The sequence below is a fragment of the Pseudoalteromonas sp. J2K-J599 genome, assembly GCF_059295115.2.
In genome coordinates this window covers 119,930-140,295 of the sequence record NZ_CM200271.1, presented here as the reverse complement: position 1 = coordinate 140,295, position 20,366 = coordinate 119,930, and the positions used below count along the sequence as shown (strand labels likewise).

Below are 20,366 nucleotides of genomic sequence, written 5' to 3'. Positions count from 1 at the left end.
AAAAAAGCTAATGATTAGCCTCTTCCATATTTATCATCAAATCGCTCTATATCGCTTTCATCAAGTACAGTACCGGTTTGCACTTCAATGACAATTAACGGGTCTTTTTGATTATTAGCCAAACTATGAATTTGCTTAGCCGCGATATAACACGATTGGTCATGCGTTAGCGTATACGCTTGCTCATTAATACACACATCTGCAATACCCGAAACCACAACCCAATGTTCAGCACGATGCTGATGGCGCTGCGTCGAAAGCTTAGCACCGCTGTTAACAGTAATTTTTTTAACTTTAAAGCCAGTGCCTTCAACCAAAGTACGGTAATTCCCCCATGGGCGAAAAACCACTTGATGATGGTTAAGTTTATCAGCCTGTGTTGTAGCAATTTGCTTAAGCAACAAAGGCAGAGAATCTAGCTCATTTTGGTTTGCAATTAACGTGGCATCATGAGTATGAATAATTGCTAAATTGCTAACTCCAAGCGTAGCAATAGTGTGTTCAGCCTCGTTAATAACTAAGTTATTAGTGCTTTTTTGAGCCATATAATTAGCATTTAAGCTATTACCGTTTTCATCTTTTTTTGTAAGCGCATCAAGGGATGAAAAACTACCTACATCACTCCATTTTAAATCAACAGGCATAACAACTACGTTATTACTGCGCTCTAAAATGGCGTAATCAATTGAATCGCTTGGGCAGTGTTCAAGCGCACTGTTGCTTGGGCGGGTAAACCCTAAATCTTTAGTAAATTGCGCCGCTGCAGCGACACTCGTTGCTATTTTTGGCGCAAACCGTTCGAGCTCTTTTAAATAGGCTGCAGGGGTAAATAAAAACATGCCGCTATTCCAGCTATAACCACCTTGAGCTAAATAGCGGTTCGCTGTATCTACGTCAGGCTTTTCTTTAAATTGTGCAACATCGTAACAACCCGTTCCAACAATAGCCGCGCCTTGTTTTATATAACCATAGCCAGTATGAGGCTCTGTAGGAGTAATAGAAAATGTCACTAGCTTTCCTTGCTCAGCAAGTTTTACAGCTTCAGGGAGCTTAGCCGTTAATACATCAAAGTTTTTAATATGATGATCGGCCGGCATCACTAATAGCGGGCCGGTAATCCCATTTTGCAGCGCATAGTGGGCGGCTAATGCGATGGCAGGCGCGGTATTTTTACCTTTAGGTTCGAGTAATAATGCAGTAGGAATAGAGCTTTCAGCCTGCTCGGCGGCAATAAATCGGTGCTGCTCGTTACACACTAAAATAGCATTATCAAACAACTCATTAGAAACACGCGCCAACGTACTTTGTAGCAATGACGTGTTTTCATTTAGTAGTGGTAAAAATTGTTTAGGCATTGCTTGGCGAGAAAGCGGCCACAAGCGAGAGCCTATGCCACCTGCTAAAATTACAGGAGTGATTAAAGTGTTCATAATGTACATTAGCCGCCAACAAAAATATCAGCGACTATTTTAACACTTTATTGGCTCTGCGCTAAATTAACGTGTTTATATTAATGTAAAAGAGTCTGCATCTAAATAGGCAGGAAACGCTGCTTTAAACTCATCCAGTGGCGCTTTTTCAAGCGTGATAGTAACTAGTTGCTCAGTGTTATCTTGCGCTTTAGTTAACGCATCGCCTTTGAAGTCGTATACTGCCGTACCGCCATTGTGCGCCACACCATTACCGTCGTCACCCACACGATTAACACCTACTACGTAACACAGGTTTTCCATTGCACGCGCCATAAGTAACGTATCCCAAATATGGCGGCGTACAGCAGGCCAATTTGCTACGTTTATCATTACATCGTAGTCGTTATTATTGCGTTGAAATACCGGAAAACGCAGGTCATAACATACCTGCGGTAATAGTTTAAAACCATTGATTTCAAAAACTTTGCGCGCTTGCCCTGCTACAACATAATCGCCCTCGCTGCCTAAGCGAAATAAATGGCGCTTATCGTAATAACTCACCTCACCATCGGGTTTTACCCAATAAAACCGATTCGCTTTTTTATCGCCTTGTGCAACAAGTACCGAACCGGCAATAACCGCATTATGTTTATGAGCCTGCGCCTTTAACCACGTCAGTACTTTACCGTTTTCAGGCTCTGCACAATCTAAATTAATTGCAAAGCCAGTCGAGAATGTTTCGGGCAGTAAAATAAGATCGGGCTGATGCGTAATTGCTTCAAGCTGCTTATTAAACATGGCTAAATTAGCATCTTTATCAAGCCAATAAAGCGAGCTTTGCAATGCTGTAATGGTTAAAGTTGACATAATATTTGCGCAGCCTCTATGAGAGTGTTGTCGTTTTTAGCAAAGCATAAACGAATTACTTTGTCGGTTGGTGGATTTTGATAAAAAACACTTAACGGAATAGCCGCAACACTGGCTTGCTCAACTAACCAATGGCAAAATTCAACATCGTTTAAATCCGATATATCACTGTAATCTAACAATAAAAAGTAAGTGCCTTGGCTAGGTAAAATTTTAAAACGGCTGTTACTTAAATGACTCGCTAATAAGTCACGTTTTTGCTGATAAAACCCGCTTAGCTCATCTATATGCTCACCTTGCTGCTCGAGCATATCGGCAAGCGCATGCTGTGCGGGGGTAAAACTTGAAAACGTAACGTACTGATGAATTTTTCTAAATTCGACAGCTAAATCGGCAGGTGCAATACAGTAACCCATTTTCCAGCCCGTGCTGTGAAACGTTTTACCAAAACTCGATATAACAAAGCTTTTGGCAAATAATTCATCATCGCGTAATACGCTTAAATGCGGTTGTTCATCAAACGTAATGTGCTCATATACCTCATCGCTTATTACATACAAATTGTGAGTACCAACTAACTCTTTAAGTGCTTTTATATCTTGTGGCTGTAATATTTTACCGCTTGGGTTATGAGGCGTATTAATAATAATTGCACGGGTATTTTTAGTAATAGCTTGGCTTACTACTTGCCAATCAATAGTGTAATTTGGCGCACTTAAAGCAATGTGTACCGACTTTCCACCAGCGAGTTCAATTGCCGGTTGGTAAGAGTCATATGCAGGGTCAAATACAATCACTTCATCACTGGGGCGTACAATTGTTTGAATAGCCACAAACAATGCCTCTGTTGCACCCGAGGTAACAGTCACTTGATCAGCCGCGTTTATATCAGCTGCATATTTGCGCTTTGCTAAATCAGCAATTTGTTGCTGTAATCGTGGTACACCACTTGAAGGTGAATATTGATTAACGCCCTGCTGCACATAATAATTTAACTGCGTTTTTAAAAGATCAGGAGCATCAAACTCAGGAAAGCCTTGAGAGAGATTAATTGCCGAAAACTCATTAGCCAACCCACTCATTTGGCTAAATATACTAACGCCTAAATTTGGTAATTTACTTTCAAACACGTAATGCCCTTAATGATGGTTTTGCGCTTAAAGCGATGCTATCATTGCTTAAAACAGAAGTATAGCCGTCTAAAAACAATTAACTTTACGCTCATTAGTGAGGAATGTATGCAAAACAATACCGCTATTTCACAACTTATTGAAGCCGGAAAATGGGTTAGCCAAAAAGGCTGGGTACCCGCAACAGGCGGAAACTTTTCAGCTCGTACTAGCACTGGCTTTGTTGTTACTGCCAGCGGACACGATAAAGGCTCACTGACACAAGAGCATTTTTTGCAATTAGATCACCAAGGCGAGCGCCTAGCAGGAGCTGTAAAACCATCGGCAGAAACACAATTACACCTAAGTTTGTATCAGCTAATACCTGATGCGCAGTGTGTTTTGCATACTCACTCTGTAGCCGCTACCGTACTGTCGCAAATTACCCAAGGGCATCAGCTTGATTTAACAGGCTATGAAATGCAAAAAGCACTGAGCGGCTTTACTTCGCATTTAGAAACGCTGAGCATTCCTATTTTCGATAACGATCAAGATATTGACCGATTAAGCCTACTGGTCAGTGACCATCATTTACACACGCCTATAGAGCATGGCGTACTGATACGTGGTCATGGTTTATATGCAGTAGGACGTAATATTGATGAAGTTCGTCGCCACTTAGAAGCCTTAGAGTTTTTATTTAGCTGCGAACTAGAGCGCCTAAAAATAATAGGTATTCAAGCGGGAGTAACTAAATGATTAAAGCCATTTTAACCGACATCGAAGGCACAATAACCCGTATCTCGTTTGTTAAAGAAGTGTTGTTTCCTTACGCAGCAAAACAGTTACCTACCTTTGTACGTGCCAATGCTAATAAGCCAGATGTAGCTGAGCAAATTAGTGCCGTAAAAGCCCTTATCGAAAAGCCAAACGCCGATATTGAAGAAGTCATTAGCACTTTACTTACCTGGATTGATGAAGATAAAAAAATCACTCCACTTAAGCAATTACAAGGCTTAATTTGGCAAACAGGGTATGAACACGGTGATTTTAAGGGTCATTTATACCCAGATGCATTTGATTTTTTACAAGCTCAGTACAACAACGATATAGCTTTATATGTGTACTCGTCAGGGTCAGTAAAAGCGCAGCAGCTACTTTTTAAATACAGTGATTATGGTGACATTCGCAACTTGTTTACTGACTTTTTTGACACCAAAGTTGGCGCAAAACAAGAGCAAATGGCCTATAACACCATTGTTGAGCTGTTACCGTTTAAAGCAGCAGAAATACTCTTTTTAAGTGATGTAGCCGGTGAGCTTGATGCCGCGCAAGCTGCGGGCTTAAAAACACTACATTTAATTCGTGATGGGCAAGCAAGCACTAAAGCACACCCTTATATTAATGACTTTAGCCAATTTAAATTGGAGCAATTAGTATGAGTCAATTAACAATATATGCTGACAACGATGCAAGCAAAGTACTTGTAAGCACATCAAATGCTGATGATATTACAAAGCAACTAGCTAAAGTAAACGTACGTTTTGAACAGTGGCAAGCAAATGCAGATATTAATCAGCACACCACCCATGAGCAAATTATTAGTGCGTACAAAAGCGATATACATCGGTTAAAAACTGAAAATGGCTATCAAACAGTAGATGTTATATCTCTAGCTAAAGGTAACCCTGGCGCATCAGAGCTGCGCAAAAAGTTTTTATTTGAACATACTCATAGTGAAGACGAAGTGCGTTTTTTTGTAAAAGGCCAAGGGCTATTTTGCCTGCATTTAGGCAATAAAGTTTACCAGGTACTTTGCCAACAAGGCGATTTAATTTCAGTGCCTGAACTTACCCCGCATTGGTTTGATATGGGAAGCGACCCTGAGTTTACTGCCATTCGCTTATTTAACAATACAGAAGGCTGGGTAGCAAAAAGCACTGACTCGTCTATTGCAGAGCAATTTCCGCTATTATCGTAAGTTATTCATTCAAAACCTTGGTCCACACTGATAAACATAACGTGGACCAAAGATATCGCGAAGTTACTTAAGCTTTATGAGATCGCCATTTTCTACCTGACTTTGGTTATACACACCTGTATCTAACACCCACCCTGTGACCAGTTTTGCCGGCGTTATATCAAATGCAGGGTTATACACATTAGCATTAGTGGGCGCCCATAAAGCCTCGCCAAAGCTACCGCTAACTCCGCGCACTTCTTGAGGATTACGTTGCTCTATTTCTATATCATCACCACACGCGGTGTTGGTATCAAGCGTGGTAATAGGCGCAACTACATAAAATGGAATGTTATGAAAATACGCAAGTACGGCTAAATTGTAGGTGCCCACTTTATTAGCAAAATCACCATTGGCGGCAATACGATCAGCTCCTACTACTATTTTATCTACCTTACCTGCAGCCATTAAACTTGCCGCCATATTATCGCAAATTAATGTGTACGGAATTTTCCAGCGCTCAAGCTCAAAGGCAGTTAAGCGGCCGCCTTGTAATAATGGTCGTGTTTCATCAACCCATACATGTACGTTGCCATATTTTTGCTGCGCTTTGTAAATAACACCTAGTGCAGTACCAATACCAGCGGTTGCAAGCGCCCCTGTATTACAATGAGTTAATATGTTGTCGCCACTATTTATAAGCTCGGCACCACGGTTTGCCATTCGTTCACACAGCTCAATATCTTCAATAAACAACCGCTCAGCAGTACTAACAATACCGGCAACATAATCGCTTTGCGTTAAAGCTTTTCGCAATGCCGCCATACAATGCATTAAATTAACCGCCGTTGGACGAGTGGCTTCTAGTTCATTGATTGCTTTTTCAAGCTCACTTTTCACTACCCCTTGCTCAGCTAAATACGCCACTAACAAGCTCGCGCCTAAACCAATAAGTGGGGCTCCACGCACTTTTAAGTTAATGATCAGCTCTTTCATGGTTTCTACATCATGGCACTGATGCCATACCTGCTGGTGAGGTAGTAAATATTGGTCGAGCACACTAAGCGACCCGTTTTCATATTTTAAACTGCTTGCGATTAAGTTTTGCATAATGCTTAAGGTATTAAAAATGCGTAACGTTATTTTACACCACTTTGAATAACTCTCAAGTTAGACTTGTAGACATCTAAACATTTAAAAGTATAGAATGCTTAAAAGCTGATTTTTGAGATTTAAACCATGACTAACTATGTTGCTTTTAATGCACAGCGCGCTATCGATTACGTATCGACATTAATTGAATCTAAACAATGTAATTTTTTTGATTCCGGACAAACCTTATCGGCATATGAGTTTGGTGATGGCAATCTTAATTTAGTATTTAGAATTACTGATGAGCAAAACAATAGTGTTATTTTAAAGCAAGCTCTGCCTTACGCGCGTTGCGTGGGTGAGTCGTGGCCATTAACGCTTGATAGAGCCCGTATAGAAGCACAAGTTTTACTTAACCATGGTGCTATTTGCCCTACTTATACTGCTAATGTTTTACATTATAGTGAAATGCAAGCGCTGACTATTTTAGAAGATTTAGGTAATTTACAAATATTGCGTACTGCACAAAATAATGCAGAGCAATTCCCTAAATTAGCGCAGCACGTAGCGACCTACTTAAGCCACACCGGCTTTTATAATTCAGATTTTTACTTAACCGCGCAAACTAAAAAAGCACTCGTTAGCCAATTTACTAATCCTGAGCTTTGCCAAATCACTGAAGACTTATTTTTTAGCGATCCGTACATTGAGCACGAACGCAATAACTACCCAAAGCAACTACAAAACGAAGTTGACGCAATACAAAAAAACAACGCATTGAAGTTAGAAATAGCAAAACTAAAAGCTAATTTTTTATCTAACCCGCAAACATTACTTCATGGTGATATGCACAGCGGAAGCATTTTTGTTGATTGTAATAATACAAAGATGATTGACCCAGAGTTTGGCTTTTTTGGGCCTATTGGGTTCGATATTGGCTCTTTTATTGGTAATTTGCTATTGAATTACTGCGCGCAAGCAGGGAATATTGATGACTTTGTAGCACGTCGTAATTACCAAACACATTTACTTAGCTGTATCGTAGACACCTATAGTTTATTTGAGCAGCAATGGCTTGAATTAATACGCACTAAAACATTAGATGAATCACTAGCGCCAGTAGGCTATGCGCAATACTTTATGAAAAACGTATTGCAAGATGCTGTTGGTTACTGTGGTGCTGAGTTAATTAGGCGTACTATTGGGCTTGCGCACGTAAGCGATATAGATAGTATTAGTGATGACAATGCGCGCCTTACAGTGCAAAAACAAACATTAGCACTAGGCGAGCAACTTATTTTAAATGCACAAACATGCAACAACAAAGAAGCATTCTTTAGTTTATTAATAAGCCAATTAAACTAACAAGCATTAAAAAAGGCGCTATAAGCGCCTTCTAGTTAGTTAAAACTTACTTGTAGTTTTCATAAATTTTATCAAGCGACTCTGAAAGCCCACTTTCTTGCACTATACGTACATGCTTACGAGTCAACTCTCGTGCACTTGTTACACCGCATGAGTGAGCAATTAAACCGGCTCCGTAATGAATGTATTTATTATAGTTAGCTACTCGTTGCGCTTTATCAGCTACATTTAAGCCGCGTTGCAAACGCTCGTTATGCGTAGTGATCCCGGTCGGACAGGTATCTTTATTACATTGCATTGCCTGAATACAGCCCAGTGCAAACATATGACCACGAGCCGATACAACAAAATCAGCACCGAGCGCTAATGCCCATGCAACCTTTGATGGAACGATTAATTTACCCGAAGCAATAATCTTTACGCGATCTCTAAGACCGTGCTTTTCAAGCATATTAACGACAAGCGGCAAGCTTTCGCGAAGAGGTAAACCCACTGAATCCATAAGCGGCTGCGGTGCAGCCCCCGTACCACCATCAGCACTATCAATTGTTATAAAATCAGGTGCAGACTCGATGCCACGATGATTTATTTCTGCAAATAACGTTTCTAACCACGTGTAATCACCAATAACGGCTTTAAAGCCTGTTGGTTTTCCTGTGGCATTACGTACAGTGGCTATCATATCGAGAATATCGGCTGGGTTTTTAATTTCAGGGTGTCCATTTGGGCTAATCGAATCTTGCCCTTCTGGAATACCTCTAATTTTAGCTATTTCGGCGTTAACTTTACGCCCAGGGAGCATTCCACCCTTGCCAGGTTTAGCGCCTTGGCTCATTTTTAGTTCGAACATTTTGACTTGCTCATGAGCTGCTATTTCTTTAAGTTTTTCGGTACTTAAGTTTCCATGCTCGTCTCGGGCACCATATTTAGCTGTTCCAATTTGAAATACCAGATCAGCGCCACCTTCAAGGTGGTAAGGGCTTAAGCCCCCTTCGCCTGTGTTCATCCAGCAACCCGCTAATTTAGCACCTTTTGATAAAGCGCGCACAGCAGGCTTTGAAAGCGCACCAAAGCTCATGCCCGACACATTAAATAACGAATTAGTGGTGTAAGGTGTTTTACAATACGGACCTAAAGTAACATTACTCGGGTCGAGCGCTTCTTCATCTAAAGTAGGAAAAGCACAGTTCATAAACATAACCGTACCCGTCACTTCTAAGCTTTGTGTTGAACCAAATGCAGCGGTGCGATCGACATCTTTTGCTGCGCGGTAAACCCAACTGCGCTCAGCGCGGTTAAATGGCATTTCTTCTCGATCGAGGGCAAAAAAGTATTGTCTGAAAAATTCACCTTGGCGTTCAAAAAAATATCGAAAGCGGCCAATTACTGGGTAGTTACGCCTAATAGCATGTTTTGTTTGTGTTATATCGCGAAAGTAAAAAATAATAACAGTAAGCACAATTAACCCAAGTGCGATAATAAAAATACTCGCAAATACGTCAATACTAAACATAATGAAATTGCTCATCTAAGGCCCCTTGATGGCTATATTTTTAAATAATACCTAATGCGTAGTATGTGAATATTTTGACGATTGGAGTCGCTAAAATAAACTACATTACTAGGTCTGTGGTATAAAAAAGGTGTTGCGGTCAAAATGACACAACACCTTTGTTTGTTCAAGGTTTATAAGCCCTACAAAGCTAATTTTGCAGCTTAGTTAACTCATTTTTTATATATAAACGTACCTGTGTTTCTAATACTGACAAGGGCACTGAACCATGGCGAAGAACCTGATGGTGAAATTCGCGAATATCAAAATTTGGTCCAAGCGCTTGCTCTGCTTCAACACGTAAACGTTTAATAGTTAACTCACCAATTTTGTATGACAGTGCCTGAGCTGGCCAAGATATATAACGGTCAGTTTCTGTTTTAACATTATGCAGCGAAAGCGCGGTGTTCTCGCTCATAAAGTTCATAGCTCGCTCGCGGCTCCAGCCATACATGTGCATCCCTGTATCAACAACCAAACGTGCTGCTCGCCACATTTCATAAGTTAAGCGACCAAAACGGCTATATGGGTCTTGATAAAAGCCTGCCTCTAAACCTAAATATTCAGAGTAAAGCCCCCAACCTTCGCCAAATGCCGAAAGGTAAGCATCACGACGATAGCTCGGCAAATTTTCAAGCTCTGCATTAAGTGATATTTGTAAATGATGACCTGGCACTGCTTCGTGCAACGTTAATGCTTCTAAAACATACAAAGGGCGCTTATCTAAAGCGTAAGTATTTACCCAGTAGTATCCAGCTTCATCATCTCGATTAGAGCCAGAATACCGACCTGTTGTGTATTTAGGGGCAATACTTGCGGGTACCGGTGCCACGCCATAAGGTTTGCGCGGTAAGGTATGAAATAACTTAGGCAGCTGTGCATCCATTTTTTTAGCAATGTAAGATGCTTCTTTCAAAAGTTGCTCAGGTGTTGTTGCGTAAAACTGTGGGTCGGTACGTAAAAAGTGAATAAACTCAGCAAATGAGCCTTTAAAACCAACTTCTTTTATTACAGCTTCCATTTCGCCTCGAATGCGAGCAACTTCTTTTAAGCCTAGCTCGTGGATCTCTTTAGGTGTCATGTCGGTAGTGGTGTAATGCTTAGCACGGTTTTTATAAAAAGCTTTGCCATTAGGGGTTTCTGAAATACCAATACTTGTGCGGGCGCCCGGTTGGTATTGCTCAGTAAAAAACGTTAAGTAACTTTTATATGCTGGTATTACTTTATTTTTTAAAACAACTTTAGCTCGCTGTTGAAGTGCATAAAAGTCACTCTCACTTAAACTGGCAGTGTTAGCTAAAAACGGTTTATAAAATTCTGATTGAGTTACATCATCAACAATATAAGTACTTATGGAGTCTTCGTATCCTTCTAAAACTGCTTTTGGTTGGGTGAGACCTGTTTCGAGCCCTTTTTTCATCCAATATATATTTTGCTCAAAAAAGCGGGGGATTTGTGCTAAACGTGCAAGGTATGTATCTAAATCTTGCTCTTTTTTATATTGAGAACTGTTAACGATGTACGACAGACCGGAGTGAAAACCATACTCAGATGTAAGCGGCATGTAATGCGCATTAAACACATATTCGTCTACGCTATTTTGTACCTGAGCACGAATAATACTTAAGTTAATTTGATTTTCGTCACTAAGCTTAGTTGCATCTACGGCATCTAAGTCTGCTAATAATTGAGTATTACTTTTGTACTGCTTTGCTAAAAATTCTGGCGATAAATTGGCAAGTAAATAGCCATCAACCCCTTTTGAACTGCTATAAGGGTTTATACTTTCTCTATATTGAACAATAGATTGTGCCACTTGAGTAAACTGCTCATTCGCATTGGGTATGGTTATTTGACATCCACTTAACGAACATAAAGCAGTTATGCCAAGAAGCGTTTGGCGAAGCGTTTTTGGTAAAAAAAGATTCATTATTATTTAACTTGATGATGCAATAGATTGCATAAAACTATCGTAGGCTAAAGAAATAGCAAGTAAATGAGACAAACTAGCATATTGAAATAATGCTACATACGTTAACAGAAGTAAAAACCAGCTGAATTGATGAGAAAAACAGCGATTGGGCTGCTAAAGTAAAATTTAAGTTCCCTAACTATCGTTTTTGCTTTTAAATAGCGCGGATAATGATTACTGTATAAAAAAATAATAAAAAGCTCGGACGCATAACCGCCTCATGGAATGAGATATTTTAAAATTTGCACTTATGCGTACTTAGTTGGTATTTAAAATGATGTTCCATGATTCCATGGCTATTGCACAAGAGAAGATGACTAAAGTGTGTGTGTTTTTAGAGCGCTATGCACTTTCTCCTACGCCGCTCAATTATCAAGTTGTTTATACCTATACTAGCCAAACTAACCTTGAGCTGAACAAAGCCTTAGACCGCGCTATTGCGGTTGAAGATAATATAGACAGTGTTTTAATTGAACAGCTCCATGCTGAATTTTTAAATACCGGTCACACAGAGCAAGTCAACATGATTCAAAATGTTGATGGTGTTATAAGTTCACTTTCTCAAAACTCTCAAGCTACTGAAAAACAGATAATTCGCTTTGCGGGTCAGGTGAGCGAATGCGTACATTCACTAGATGAGAACAACATAGAACAAAGCCGTCAAGCGTTTGAAGTACTTCATAATCAAACCGCCGAATTACTAAATCAACACAAGCAATTTAAGCAAGAACTAAGTAAAGCCAAACAACTACACGAAAAAACAAAAAAGCAGCTAAATCAACTTCGTAAACAACATATTATTGATAGCCAAACAGGGCTTTATAAACGCCATTATTTAACGCAACAAACTCAAGTATGGACTAATCAAAAAAAGTCTATTTGCGCCATTGCGATTCAAATAGATAACCTTGATCACTTTACTGAAAATTACGGTGATATTATTGGTGAAGTTATTTTGAATAAAGTAGCTAAACAAGTGCAAAAATATGTTTTTCAAAGTGGCTTGCCTGGCCGCACAGCTAAAGATCAATTTACTGTTTTACTCGCCGATATAGACCCAGAAACAGCCAATGTTATTGCTGAAAAAGTCCGAAATGGAGTCGAAAAGCTTCGCTTTGTTAGTTCAAAAACAGGGATTAAGTTACCTAGCATTGGCTTATCTCTAGGGATTGCTCAACATCTACAAGAAGATGATTTTAATCAGTTAGCTAAAAAAGCGTCTCATGCGGCTTTTAAAGCGCGGTCATTAGGGCAAAGTAGCTACACTGCAGGGCAATAAATTACCTGATAAATCATATTCAAATTGCACCTACTGCGTACAATAAAGTACACTAACCTCTATTGTCACGATAGAGATTAGTCATGAACGAAACCGAACAAAAGACCACGCATTTTGGTTATAAAACAGTAGCCGAGGGCGACAAAGCTTCTATGGTTGCTGATGTATTTCACTCAGTAGCTGCAAAATACGATGTAATGAATGATTTAATGTCTTTTGGTGTGCATCGTTTATGGAAACGTCAAACTATTGCAAGCTCAGGTGTTCGTAAAGGCCATCATGTACTCGATTTAGCCGGTGGCACTGGCGACTTAACGGCAAAATTTAGTCAACTAGTTGGCGAAACCGGTCAAGTTGTTTTGGGCGATATAAATTCATCTATGCTTAAGGTTGGTCGTGAAAAACTACACAATCTTGGCTTAGTAGGCAATATTGACTACGTACAAATGAATGCAGAAATGCTGCCATTTCCAGATAATAGCTTTGATGTGATCACTATTGCCTTTGGCTTACGTAACGTTACCGATAAAGACAAAGCATTACGCTCTATGTACCGTATTTTAAAGCCAGGTGGCAGATTACTTGTTTTAGAGTTTTCAAAACCAGAGCATGACGTACTTAGTAAAGCTTACGATTTTTACTCATTTAATTTATTGCCAACAATGGGTAAGCTAGTTGCTAACGACAGTGAATCGTACAAGTATTTAGCTGAGTCTATTCGTATGCATCCAGATCAAGACACATTAAAAGCGATGATGGAAGATGCGGGCTTTGAACAAACAACATACCAAAACCTCACAGGCGGAATTGTTGCACTGCATCGTGGTTTTAAATATTAAGGCTAGCAGTTATGGCGCTTGAAAAAATAACAAAAAACAATAATGGTGCAATGTCATCTGAGTTTTTTATGTTACCTAATTTTGTACTTTCGCTTATTGAGCGTGTAGTAAATCAAGCGCTTAGCCTTGACCCACAATTATCTCAAAAGCTAAACGCCGTTAAACATAAGCGCTTAGTGGTTGAAATAAGAGATTGGCAACAAAGCATCCAACTCGTTTATAATGCTGATCAATTACACTTATACAGCGCTCAAAGCAATGAAAACGCAGATTGTATGATCAGCGCAGATATAGACACACTTTTAGCGCTCAAAAACCCTGCAATGCTTACCCAATTAATTCGCCAAGATAAGCTCGACTTACAAGGCGATTTAAACATTGCGCAAACTTATAGCAATGCATTTTCAGGTATTGATATTGATTGGCCTGAACAACTTTCTAAATACATTGGCGATGCCCCCGCTCAGCAGTTATACCTGCATTTAAAAGAACTAAAACAAAAGAGCAGCAAAACCAATACTAAAATAAGTACCATGCTTACAAGTTTATGCCAAGATGAGCTCGCAATTACTATTCATCCATTAGAACTTGAGCAATTTAAACAAAAAAATAGAGAACTCAAAGGACAAGTCGCTGCCGTTGAGCAACGCATTAACGCCCTCTTAAACTCTTTTTTACCTTCAAACACCCGCTAAGGATTTTTTGTGTCGACTGCACGTTTGTATAACATCACCAAAACGTTACTTAGCTATGGACTAGACGAGCTAATTCCAAAGCATAAAGTGCCTTGGTTTGGTAAAGTAGCCCGTGGCAGTTTATTTTGGCTGCGTAATCAGCACAAAGAAAAACCGGCAGGGCTTCGTTTACGTTTAGCATTGCAAGAGCTGGGTCCTGTTTGGATCAAATTTGGTCAAATGCTCTCTACTCGTCGTGATTTACTCCCTCATGATATCGCTTTAGAGCTTGCGTTTTTGCAAGATCAAGTTCAACCATTTGAAGGCGAACTTGCACAAAAAATAATAGAAAAAGCGCTCGAAATTAACGATATAAGTGAATTGTTTAGTGAGTTTTCACAAACTCCACTAGCTTCTGCATCTATAGCGCAAGTACATACAGCAAAACTTATTGATGAGCAGAGTATTGAGCAAGATGTCGTAATTAAGGTTATTAGACCCAATATTTATGAGCAAATTAATGCCGATTTAGCGCTAATGGAAAAGCTCGCAAAGGTACTTGCAAAAGTACATAGCGAATCAAAACGCCTGCGCCCGGTTGAAGTAGTTAAAGAATATAAAAAAACACTCCTAGACGAGCTCGACTTAATGCGAGAAGGTGCCAACGGCATTCAACTAAAACGCAATTTTGAAGGCTCTGATTCATTATATATCCCTGCAGTTTACAGTGATTACAGCCGTAGCAATGTGCTGGTAATGGAGCGTATTTACGGCATACCCGTCTCTGATACCGATGCACTTATGGCGCAAAACACTAATATGAAATTACTTGCTGAGCGTGGCGTAGAAGTATTTTTTACGCAGGTGTTTAGAGACAGCTTTTTTCATGCCGACATGCATCCGGGTAATATTTTCGTCTCTCGAGAGCACCCTGAAAACCCAATGTATATCGGTATTGATTGCGGTATTGTTGGTACGTTAAGCAAAGAAGATAAACGCTATTTAGCTGAAAACTTTATCGCCTTTTTTAATCGTGATTATCGCCAAGTTGCACAACTACACGTTGATTCTGGTTGGGTACCACCAGATACTAGCATTGAAGAATTTGAATTTGCGATTCGCACAGTTTGCGAGCCTATATTTAATAAACCTTTGGCTGAAATTTCATTTGGGCACGTACTCGTAAATCTATTTAATACTGCACGTCGTTTTAACATGCAGGTACAGCCGCAATTAGTATTACTACAAAAAACTTTATTATACGTTGAAGGATTGGGGCGTCAGCTATACCCACAACTCGACTTATGGAAAACAGCTAAGCCCTTTTTAGAAGACTGGGTAAAGCAACAAGTTGGACCGCTATCAGTACTGAAGCAAATGTATGCTAACTTGCCATTTTGGGCTGAAAAAATGCCCGAGTTACCGGATCTAATTTACCAAAATTTAAAGCGTGCACCACACATTCAACCTCAAGAACAAAAGGGTTCTCATAAACCTTTAATATTGAGTTTATTTGGTAGTGCTACAATGATTATGGCAACACTTTGTTATTTACAGCACGATTTAATAGCTGCAAGTCTTGCAATAAGCTTATCGGCTATTAGCTTTATAGCGGCATGGCGCAGCGCATAAACTGGGTGCTATTTGCGCTAGTGAGCGTATAATTAGTATTTAAAATAAACATTTAACCGTTTTATATATTGGAGAAAACCATGGGTTTTGGTGGTATTAGTATTTGGCAATTATTAATTGTTTTAGCGATCATAGTTTTACTTTTTGGCACAAAAAAACTACGCGGTATGGGTGGCGATATTGGGGGCGCTGTAAAGGGCTTCAAAAAAGCAATGTCAGATGATCAAATGAGCGAGAAAGAGAAATCCGAGCAAATTCAACAATCAGAAAAAAACACTGCTGACAACTCAACCGATACTGAAAAAAACAAAGATAACAATAAGGTTTAATTAGTATGGGCATGTGGGAACTTGTTGTTATTTTTATTGTTGGTTTAGTGGTGCTCGGCCCTGAGCGCTTACCTGTTGCGATTAGAACAGTGAGTAAATGGGTTAAAACCGCTAAATCACTTGCCAACTCAGTAAAAGCCGAAGTAAGTGAAGAGCTTCGCATTCATGAGCTGCACGAAAACCTTAAAAAAGCAGAACAGCAAGAATTAAAAGATTTAAGCCCTGAGTTACAAAGCTCACTAACAGAGCTACAAAAAGCGGCTGAATCAGTTACTCACAGCTACAAGAAACAACAATCTGATACATCAAATAACCAACAACTTGATGAGAAAAAGTGAAATTTATTTCTCACTTTGTGGTCAACTTACTACATGGTATAAAAAATAATGGCTGAGGAAGTAAAATCAGGGTTTGTAGCTCATTTAATTGAGTTGCGTGATCGGCTAATAAAAGCACTACTAAGCATTTTTGTTATTTTTATTGCCATAGTATATTTTGCGAATGATATTTATGCTTTTGTTGCACAGCCGTTAGTCTCGCATTTGCCAAGTACTGCAACCATGATTGCAACCGATGTAACAGCTCCCTTTTTTGCACCTTTCAAACTTACTTTATTTGTCGCTTTATTTGCGTCGATTCCATGGATATTGCATCAAGTTTGGGGGTTTATAGCGCCGGGTTTATATCAGCACGAAAAGAAAATGCTCATGCCTATTCTCGCCTCAAGTATAATATTATTTTATGGCGGCATAGCCTTTTGTTACTTTGTAGTTCTGCCAATTATTTTAGGATTTTTTACAAGTACCGGTCCCGAAATGATGACACTTGCACCTGACATAAGTAGTTATCTAGGATTTGTATTAAAGTTGTTTTTTGCATTTGGCGTCGCTTTCGAAATTCCAGTGGCTATTATGTTGCTATGCTGGAGTGGCGCAACAACAACAAAAAGCTTAAAAGAAAAGCGCCCTTATATCGTCGTGGGTGTTTTTGTAGTCGCGATGTTTTTAACACCGCCTGATGTATTATCACAAACATTGCTAGCATTTCCGATGCTTCTTCTGTTTGAACTAGGTCTAATTTTAGCAAAGTTTTATACCGCTAAACCACAAAAAGAATCTGAGGAATAAAATGAAAAAACAACTACTCTCACTATTGGTTTTATTAAGCGCACCGACTTTTGCTGCGCAAACAGAGTTTAATACTCAAGCGTTACAAGCATGTAGCTTTATTGAAAACGATTTTAACCGCTTACTTTGTTACGATAATACCATCGCGGGTAAGTCACTGGTTAAGCCATCAGTAACAAAAACGCTCACACCACCAACAGCTAATAATGTACCTCAGGCAGTAGCCACAACATCAACAGAAGTGAAAAAAACAGCTGATGAGTTTGGGTTAGAGTACAAAAAATCACAAACAGAGAAAGACGCTGAAATTAAAGCGATGGTTGCTTCAGTTGAAGAAGCTGCTTACGGCGAGTTAATTATTTCGCTAGATAACGGTCAACAATGGCGTCAAATTGGCTCTGACAGCATGCGCTTGAAAAAGAACGATACGATTGTAATTAGCCGTGGTGTTTTTAACTCATTTTTACTTAAAATTGACGGTGAAAACCGCTCTATTCGCGTTAAACGTACTAAGTAATGTCATATACGTTAATTGATGCTGGAGTTAACTTAACTAATCATCAATTTGATGAGCAGCACCTTGATGTAATTACCCGTGCCAATGAAGCGGGTGTTACAAATATGCTTATTATTGGTTGTAATATTGCAAGCAGTCAGCAATCACTTGAACTTGCAACAAAGCATCTTCAATATTCTACGGCGGGTATCCACCCACATGATGCAAAATCAGCCACTAATGAGCTAGAAGCACAACTAACTGTACTTGCAAATAATAAGCATGTTATTGCTATTGGTGAATGTGGCCTTGATTATAACCGCGACTTTTCGCCTCGCGATGTACAGCGCAGTGTTTTTAGGCGCCAATTAGCACTTGCTGAAAAATTAGATTTACCTGTTTACTTGCATGAACGTGATGCAAGTGATGACATGTTAAGTATTTTAAAAGAGTTTAATATTCGCGGTGTACTCCACTGCTTTACGGGTAACTCAGCAGCTCTAAAGCAATATTTAAATTTAGGTCTATATATTGGTATAACGGGTTGGGTATGTGATGAAAGGCGTGGAAAAGATTTACAACAGCTAGTGCCTAGCATTCCTCTAGATCGATTATTAATAGAAACTGATGCACCATTTTTAATTCCACGAACAGTTAAACCAAAACCTAAATCACGTAAAAATGAACCTGCCCTGCTTCCTTATATCTGTCAAACGGTTGCACAACTTTATCAAATAGATGAAGAAGTTGTGGCCCGTAAAACTACAGAAAACTTTCACCGTGTTTTTGGTTTAGAAGATCGTTAATGGCCTATGCAAAGGCACTTTTAAGCCTATTAGTATTCCTTTGCACTTTTTGCTGTTTCGCAAACCCAGTAATAATAAAACACGATTTTAACTCTCAAAACATTAATAACCTGTATTACTCTTTTGAACCAACGTCGCTATTAAGTGCACAACAAAGCAGCCATATACAGTGGCAAAAAAACACAGGAACCCCCCTTAATTTAGGACTAGAGCAGCGTCCTGTATGGATAAAATTTAAAATAAAAAACACACTTAGTTATAATACTGAGCAAATATTGTAACTAAACAATCCTTTGCTAAACGACGTTCAAGTATATCAATTACATAACTCGCAATTACTTTCTTATACTCAAATTGGTGATGCCTACCCCTTATATAAGCGCACAATTAAAAGTGAATCTTTATTAGTTAAACTGCTCAGCCCTGCAAATAGCGAAACGCTTATTATAATGAAAGTGGCGAATAGCTCAGGCTTGCGAGTCCCTTTAACACTGTGGCAACCAGAAGCTTATTTGGCACACAAAGGAAAACTCAATTTACTCTATGGCTTATTGATTGGTTTTATATTTTCTTTGGGTGTGAGTTGCATAGTTTTATATGGTTTTTCACGTAAAGGTTATTTTGTTTATGCTGGGGTGATATCTCTCACATTAGGTAGTGTATTAGCCTACCTTTGTGGTTTTGGCTTAAGGTACGTTCATCCTAATTTACCTGCATTACAGCAAGTTATGATCCCTATATTACTTACGCTTATCACTTTAATGTTTTTGCCTTTGCAAAAGCAAGTTTGCCATCCAAGGCCCTCACTTCTGCTAACTATTCAAAAAGTTGTAGTTAACGCTTTAGCCATTTCGTTATTATTTATTTGGCTACTTCCAAACAACATAGTTACATTATTTTGTTTAATCACTACTCCAATCGTTTTAGGCTTTTATATTGTAACTACGCTTATGTGCGTGCGTTTAACGCCTTCTAAACCAAACAAAGCACTATTACTTGTATTGGTTTTTTTCTTGGTGGTAATGCTTTATTTTATTGTTGCAGTAATGGGCCTACACGCCTTTGACAAAAGTACGCTCGCATTTGTATTTGCATGCTTTTTTGGTTGCACTTTTTGCTTATGCTACAGCGTAATGAAGTTATTTATTTTACAACGCGATGAAGAAGTAATTGCCCAACAAACCTTGATTGCTGAAAACACAGCACAAGATACACTACTTAAAGAGCGCTTAAAATTACAAGAAAAAACTCGCCAAGAACTTGAATCTCAGGTGGACGAGCGTACCTTTGAATTACAAGTGACGCTTAGAGAGCTTGAAGAAAAAAACCGCTCACTTGAGTTACTAAATACTGAAGACGCATTGACTGGAATAAAAAACAGACGCTTTTTTGATAAAAAACTGGTAATGGAGCTTCGTCGCTCTCGTCGAGAACAAACGCCGCTTAGCATTGTTATGCTTGATATAGATCGATTTAAAAATATCAACGACACGTACGGCCATATCATTGGCGATCAAGTTATTAAAGCAGTGTCTGACCTTATAAAAGACCATTTAAAACGACCACTCGATGAAGTTGCCCGTTATGGCGGTGAAGAATTTGTTGTGCTATTACCTAATACCCCTAGTGAAGGCGCACAAGACATAGCTGAAAAAATACGAGCTGATATCTCAGTAAGTACAGTAACGGTTGCCAATAATGATATTCAATTTACTATTAGCGCTGGTGTATACACCAGTATTGCTGATGATGTTAGCAACCCTCAAATTTTTACTGAGTGCGCCGACAAAGCACTTTATTACGCAAAGCAGCATGGCCGTAATCAAGTAATCACTTTTCCATTACCACAGTAGGA

Annotated in this window: 19 protein-coding genes and 1 pseudogene; 14 read left to right on the top strand and 6 right to left on the bottom strand. The window is 39.2% G+C overall.

Annotation, left to right across the window (positions count from 1 at the left end; translation table 11 throughout):
* Window positions 1-14: 14 nt before the first annotated feature.
* The 3 genes from AC5NT5_RS00645 to AC5NT5_RS00635 form a co-directional block, all read right to left on the bottom strand.
* On the bottom strand, window positions 15-1,430 hold the full coding sequence (locus AC5NT5_RS00645) for a mannose-1-phosphate guanylyltransferase/mannose-6-phosphate isomerase (protein WP_494514155.1): 1,416 nt from the start codon (window positions 1,428-1,430) through the stop codon (window positions 15-17).
* A gap of 75 nt (window positions 1,431-1,505) precedes the next feature.
* A complete protein-coding gene (locus AC5NT5_RS00640) occupies window positions 1,506-2,279 on the bottom strand; it encodes an amidohydrolase (protein WP_149601945.1) in 774 nt (257 codons plus the stop codon).
* Window positions 2,267-3,409 carry a methionine aminotransferase gene (locus tag AC5NT5_RS00635; RefSeq protein WP_494514156.1) on the bottom strand — a complete coding sequence of 381 codons (1,143 nt, stop codon included), beginning with the start codon at window positions 3,407-3,409 and terminating at the stop codon, window positions 2,267-2,269. Before AC5NT5_RS00635 ends, AC5NT5_RS00640 begins: the two co-directional genes overlap by 13 nt.
* A gap of 108 nt (window positions 3,410-3,517) precedes the next feature.
* Between AC5NT5_RS00635 and AC5NT5_RS00630 the strand changes: the two genes are divergently transcribed.
* The 3 genes from AC5NT5_RS00630 to AC5NT5_RS00620 are packed head-to-tail and all read left to right on the top strand — an operon-like array spanning window position 3,518 to window position 5,369.
* Window positions 3,518-4,147: a methylthioribulose 1-phosphate dehydratase gene (locus AC5NT5_RS00630; RefSeq protein ID WP_004334937.1), complete on the top strand. Its 630-nt coding sequence runs from the start codon at window positions 3,518-3,520 to the stop codon at window positions 4,145-4,147.
* The gene (gene mtnC / locus AC5NT5_RS00625) at window positions 4,144-4,830 is read left to right on the top strand and encodes an acireductone synthase (RefSeq protein ID WP_494514157.1); all 687 of its coding nucleotides are present in this window, start codon (window positions 4,144-4,146) and stop codon (window positions 4,828-4,830) included. The genes AC5NT5_RS00630 and mtnC overlap by 4 nt, the downstream gene beginning before the upstream one ends.
* The gene (locus AC5NT5_RS00620) at window positions 4,827-5,369 is read left to right on the top strand and encodes a 1,2-dihydroxy-3-keto-5-methylthiopentene dioxygenase (RefSeq protein ID WP_494514158.1); all 543 of its coding nucleotides are present in this window, start codon (window positions 4,827-4,829) and stop codon (window positions 5,367-5,369) included. Before mtnC ends, AC5NT5_RS00620 begins: the two co-directional genes overlap by 4 nt.
* Window positions 5,370-5,432: 63 nt before the next feature.
* Here the strand turns inward: AC5NT5_RS00620 and mtnA are convergent, their stop codons facing one another.
* The gene (gene mtnA, locus AC5NT5_RS00615; RefSeq protein ID WP_182682782.1) at window positions 5,433-6,458 is read right to left on the bottom strand and encodes an S-methyl-5-thioribose-1-phosphate isomerase; all 1,026 of its coding nucleotides are present in this window, start codon (window positions 6,456-6,458) and stop codon (window positions 5,433-5,435) included.
* 129 nt (window positions 6,459-6,587) lie between these two features.
* Here mtnA and mtnK point away from each other — a divergent pair, with 129 nt between their 5' ends.
* Window positions 6,588-7,805, top strand: a complete 1,218-nt coding sequence (gene mtnK, locus AC5NT5_RS00610; protein WP_494514159.1) for an S-methyl-5-thioribose kinase — start codon at window positions 6,588-6,590, stop codon at window positions 7,803-7,805.
* Window positions 7,806-7,851: 46 nt separating this feature from the next.
* Here mtnK and AC5NT5_RS00605 read toward each other — a convergent pair whose 3' ends face one another.
* Window positions 7,852-9,333: an FMN-binding glutamate synthase family protein gene (locus AC5NT5_RS00605; protein ID WP_494514160.1), complete on the bottom strand. Its 1,482-nt coding sequence runs from the start codon at window positions 9,331-9,333 to the stop codon at window positions 7,852-7,854.
* A 175-nt stretch (window positions 9,334-9,508) separates the two neighbouring features.
* Window positions 9,509-11,287: a DUF885 domain-containing protein gene (locus AC5NT5_RS00600; protein ID WP_494514161.1), complete on the bottom strand. Its 1,779-nt coding sequence runs from the start codon at window positions 11,285-11,287 to the stop codon at window positions 9,509-9,511.
* A 334-nt stretch (window positions 11,288-11,621) separates the two neighbouring features.
* Here AC5NT5_RS00600 and AC5NT5_RS00595 point away from each other — a divergent pair, with 334 nt between their 5' ends.
* From AC5NT5_RS00595 to AC5NT5_RS00550, 10 genes and pseudogenes are all read left to right on the top strand, one after another.
* Window positions 11,622-12,608, top strand: a complete 987-nt coding sequence (locus tag AC5NT5_RS00595) for a GGDEF domain-containing protein (RefSeq protein ID WP_494514249.1) — start codon at window positions 11,622-11,624, stop codon at window positions 12,606-12,608.
* Between the two features lie 83 nt (window positions 12,609-12,691).
* Window positions 12,692-13,447: a bifunctional demethylmenaquinone methyltransferase/2-methoxy-6-polyprenyl-1,4-benzoquinol methylase UbiE gene (gene ubiE, locus AC5NT5_RS00590; protein WP_024597074.1), complete on the top strand. Its 756-nt coding sequence runs from the start codon at window positions 12,692-12,694 to the stop codon at window positions 13,445-13,447.
* 11 nt (window positions 13,448-13,458) lie between these two features.
* A complete protein-coding gene (locus tag AC5NT5_RS00585; RefSeq protein ID WP_494514162.1) occupies window positions 13,459-14,142 on the top strand; it encodes a ubiquinone biosynthesis accessory factor UbiJ in 684 nt (227 codons plus the stop codon).
* Window positions 14,143-14,151: 9 nt separating this feature from the next.
* Window positions 14,152-15,753 (top strand): ubiquinone biosynthesis regulatory protein kinase UbiB, encoded by a 1,602-nt coding sequence (ubiB, locus tag AC5NT5_RS00580; RefSeq protein ID WP_494514163.1) that lies wholly within the window; start codon window positions 14,152-14,154, stop codon window positions 15,751-15,753.
* A gap of 80 nt (window positions 15,754-15,833) precedes the next feature.
* Window positions 15,834-16,082, top strand: coding sequence for a Sec-independent protein translocase subunit TatA (gene tatA, locus AC5NT5_RS00575; protein ID WP_004334954.1), 249 nt, complete (start codon window positions 15,834-15,836; stop codon window positions 16,080-16,082).
* Between the two features lie 5 nt (window positions 16,083-16,087).
* Entirely contained in the window at window positions 16,088-16,420 is a 333-nt protein-coding gene (tatB, locus tag AC5NT5_RS00570; RefSeq protein ID WP_024597077.1) for a Sec-independent protein translocase protein TatB, read from the top strand.
* Window positions 16,421-16,468: 48 nt separating this feature from the next.
* Window positions 16,469-17,209 (top strand): twin-arginine translocase subunit TatC, encoded by a 741-nt coding sequence (gene tatC / locus AC5NT5_RS00565; RefSeq protein WP_004334958.1) that lies wholly within the window; start codon window positions 16,469-16,471, stop codon window positions 17,207-17,209.
* 1 nt (window position 17,210) lies between these two features.
* A complete protein-coding gene (locus AC5NT5_RS00560; RefSeq protein WP_182672420.1) occupies window positions 17,211-17,726 on the top strand; it encodes a hypothetical protein in 516 nt (171 codons plus the stop codon).
* The gene (locus AC5NT5_RS00555; protein WP_182672422.1) at window positions 17,726-18,511 is read left to right on the top strand and encodes a TatD family hydrolase; all 786 of its coding nucleotides are present in this window, start codon (window positions 17,726-17,728) and stop codon (window positions 18,509-18,511) included. Before AC5NT5_RS00560 ends, AC5NT5_RS00555 begins: the two co-directional genes overlap by 1 nt.
* Window positions 18,511-20,364, top strand: a pseudogene (locus tag AC5NT5_RS00550) (sensor domain-containing diguanylate cyclase). Before AC5NT5_RS00555 ends, AC5NT5_RS00550 begins: the two are co-directional and overlap by 1 nt.
* The last annotated feature ends 2 nt before the right edge of the window (window positions 20,365-20,366 follow it).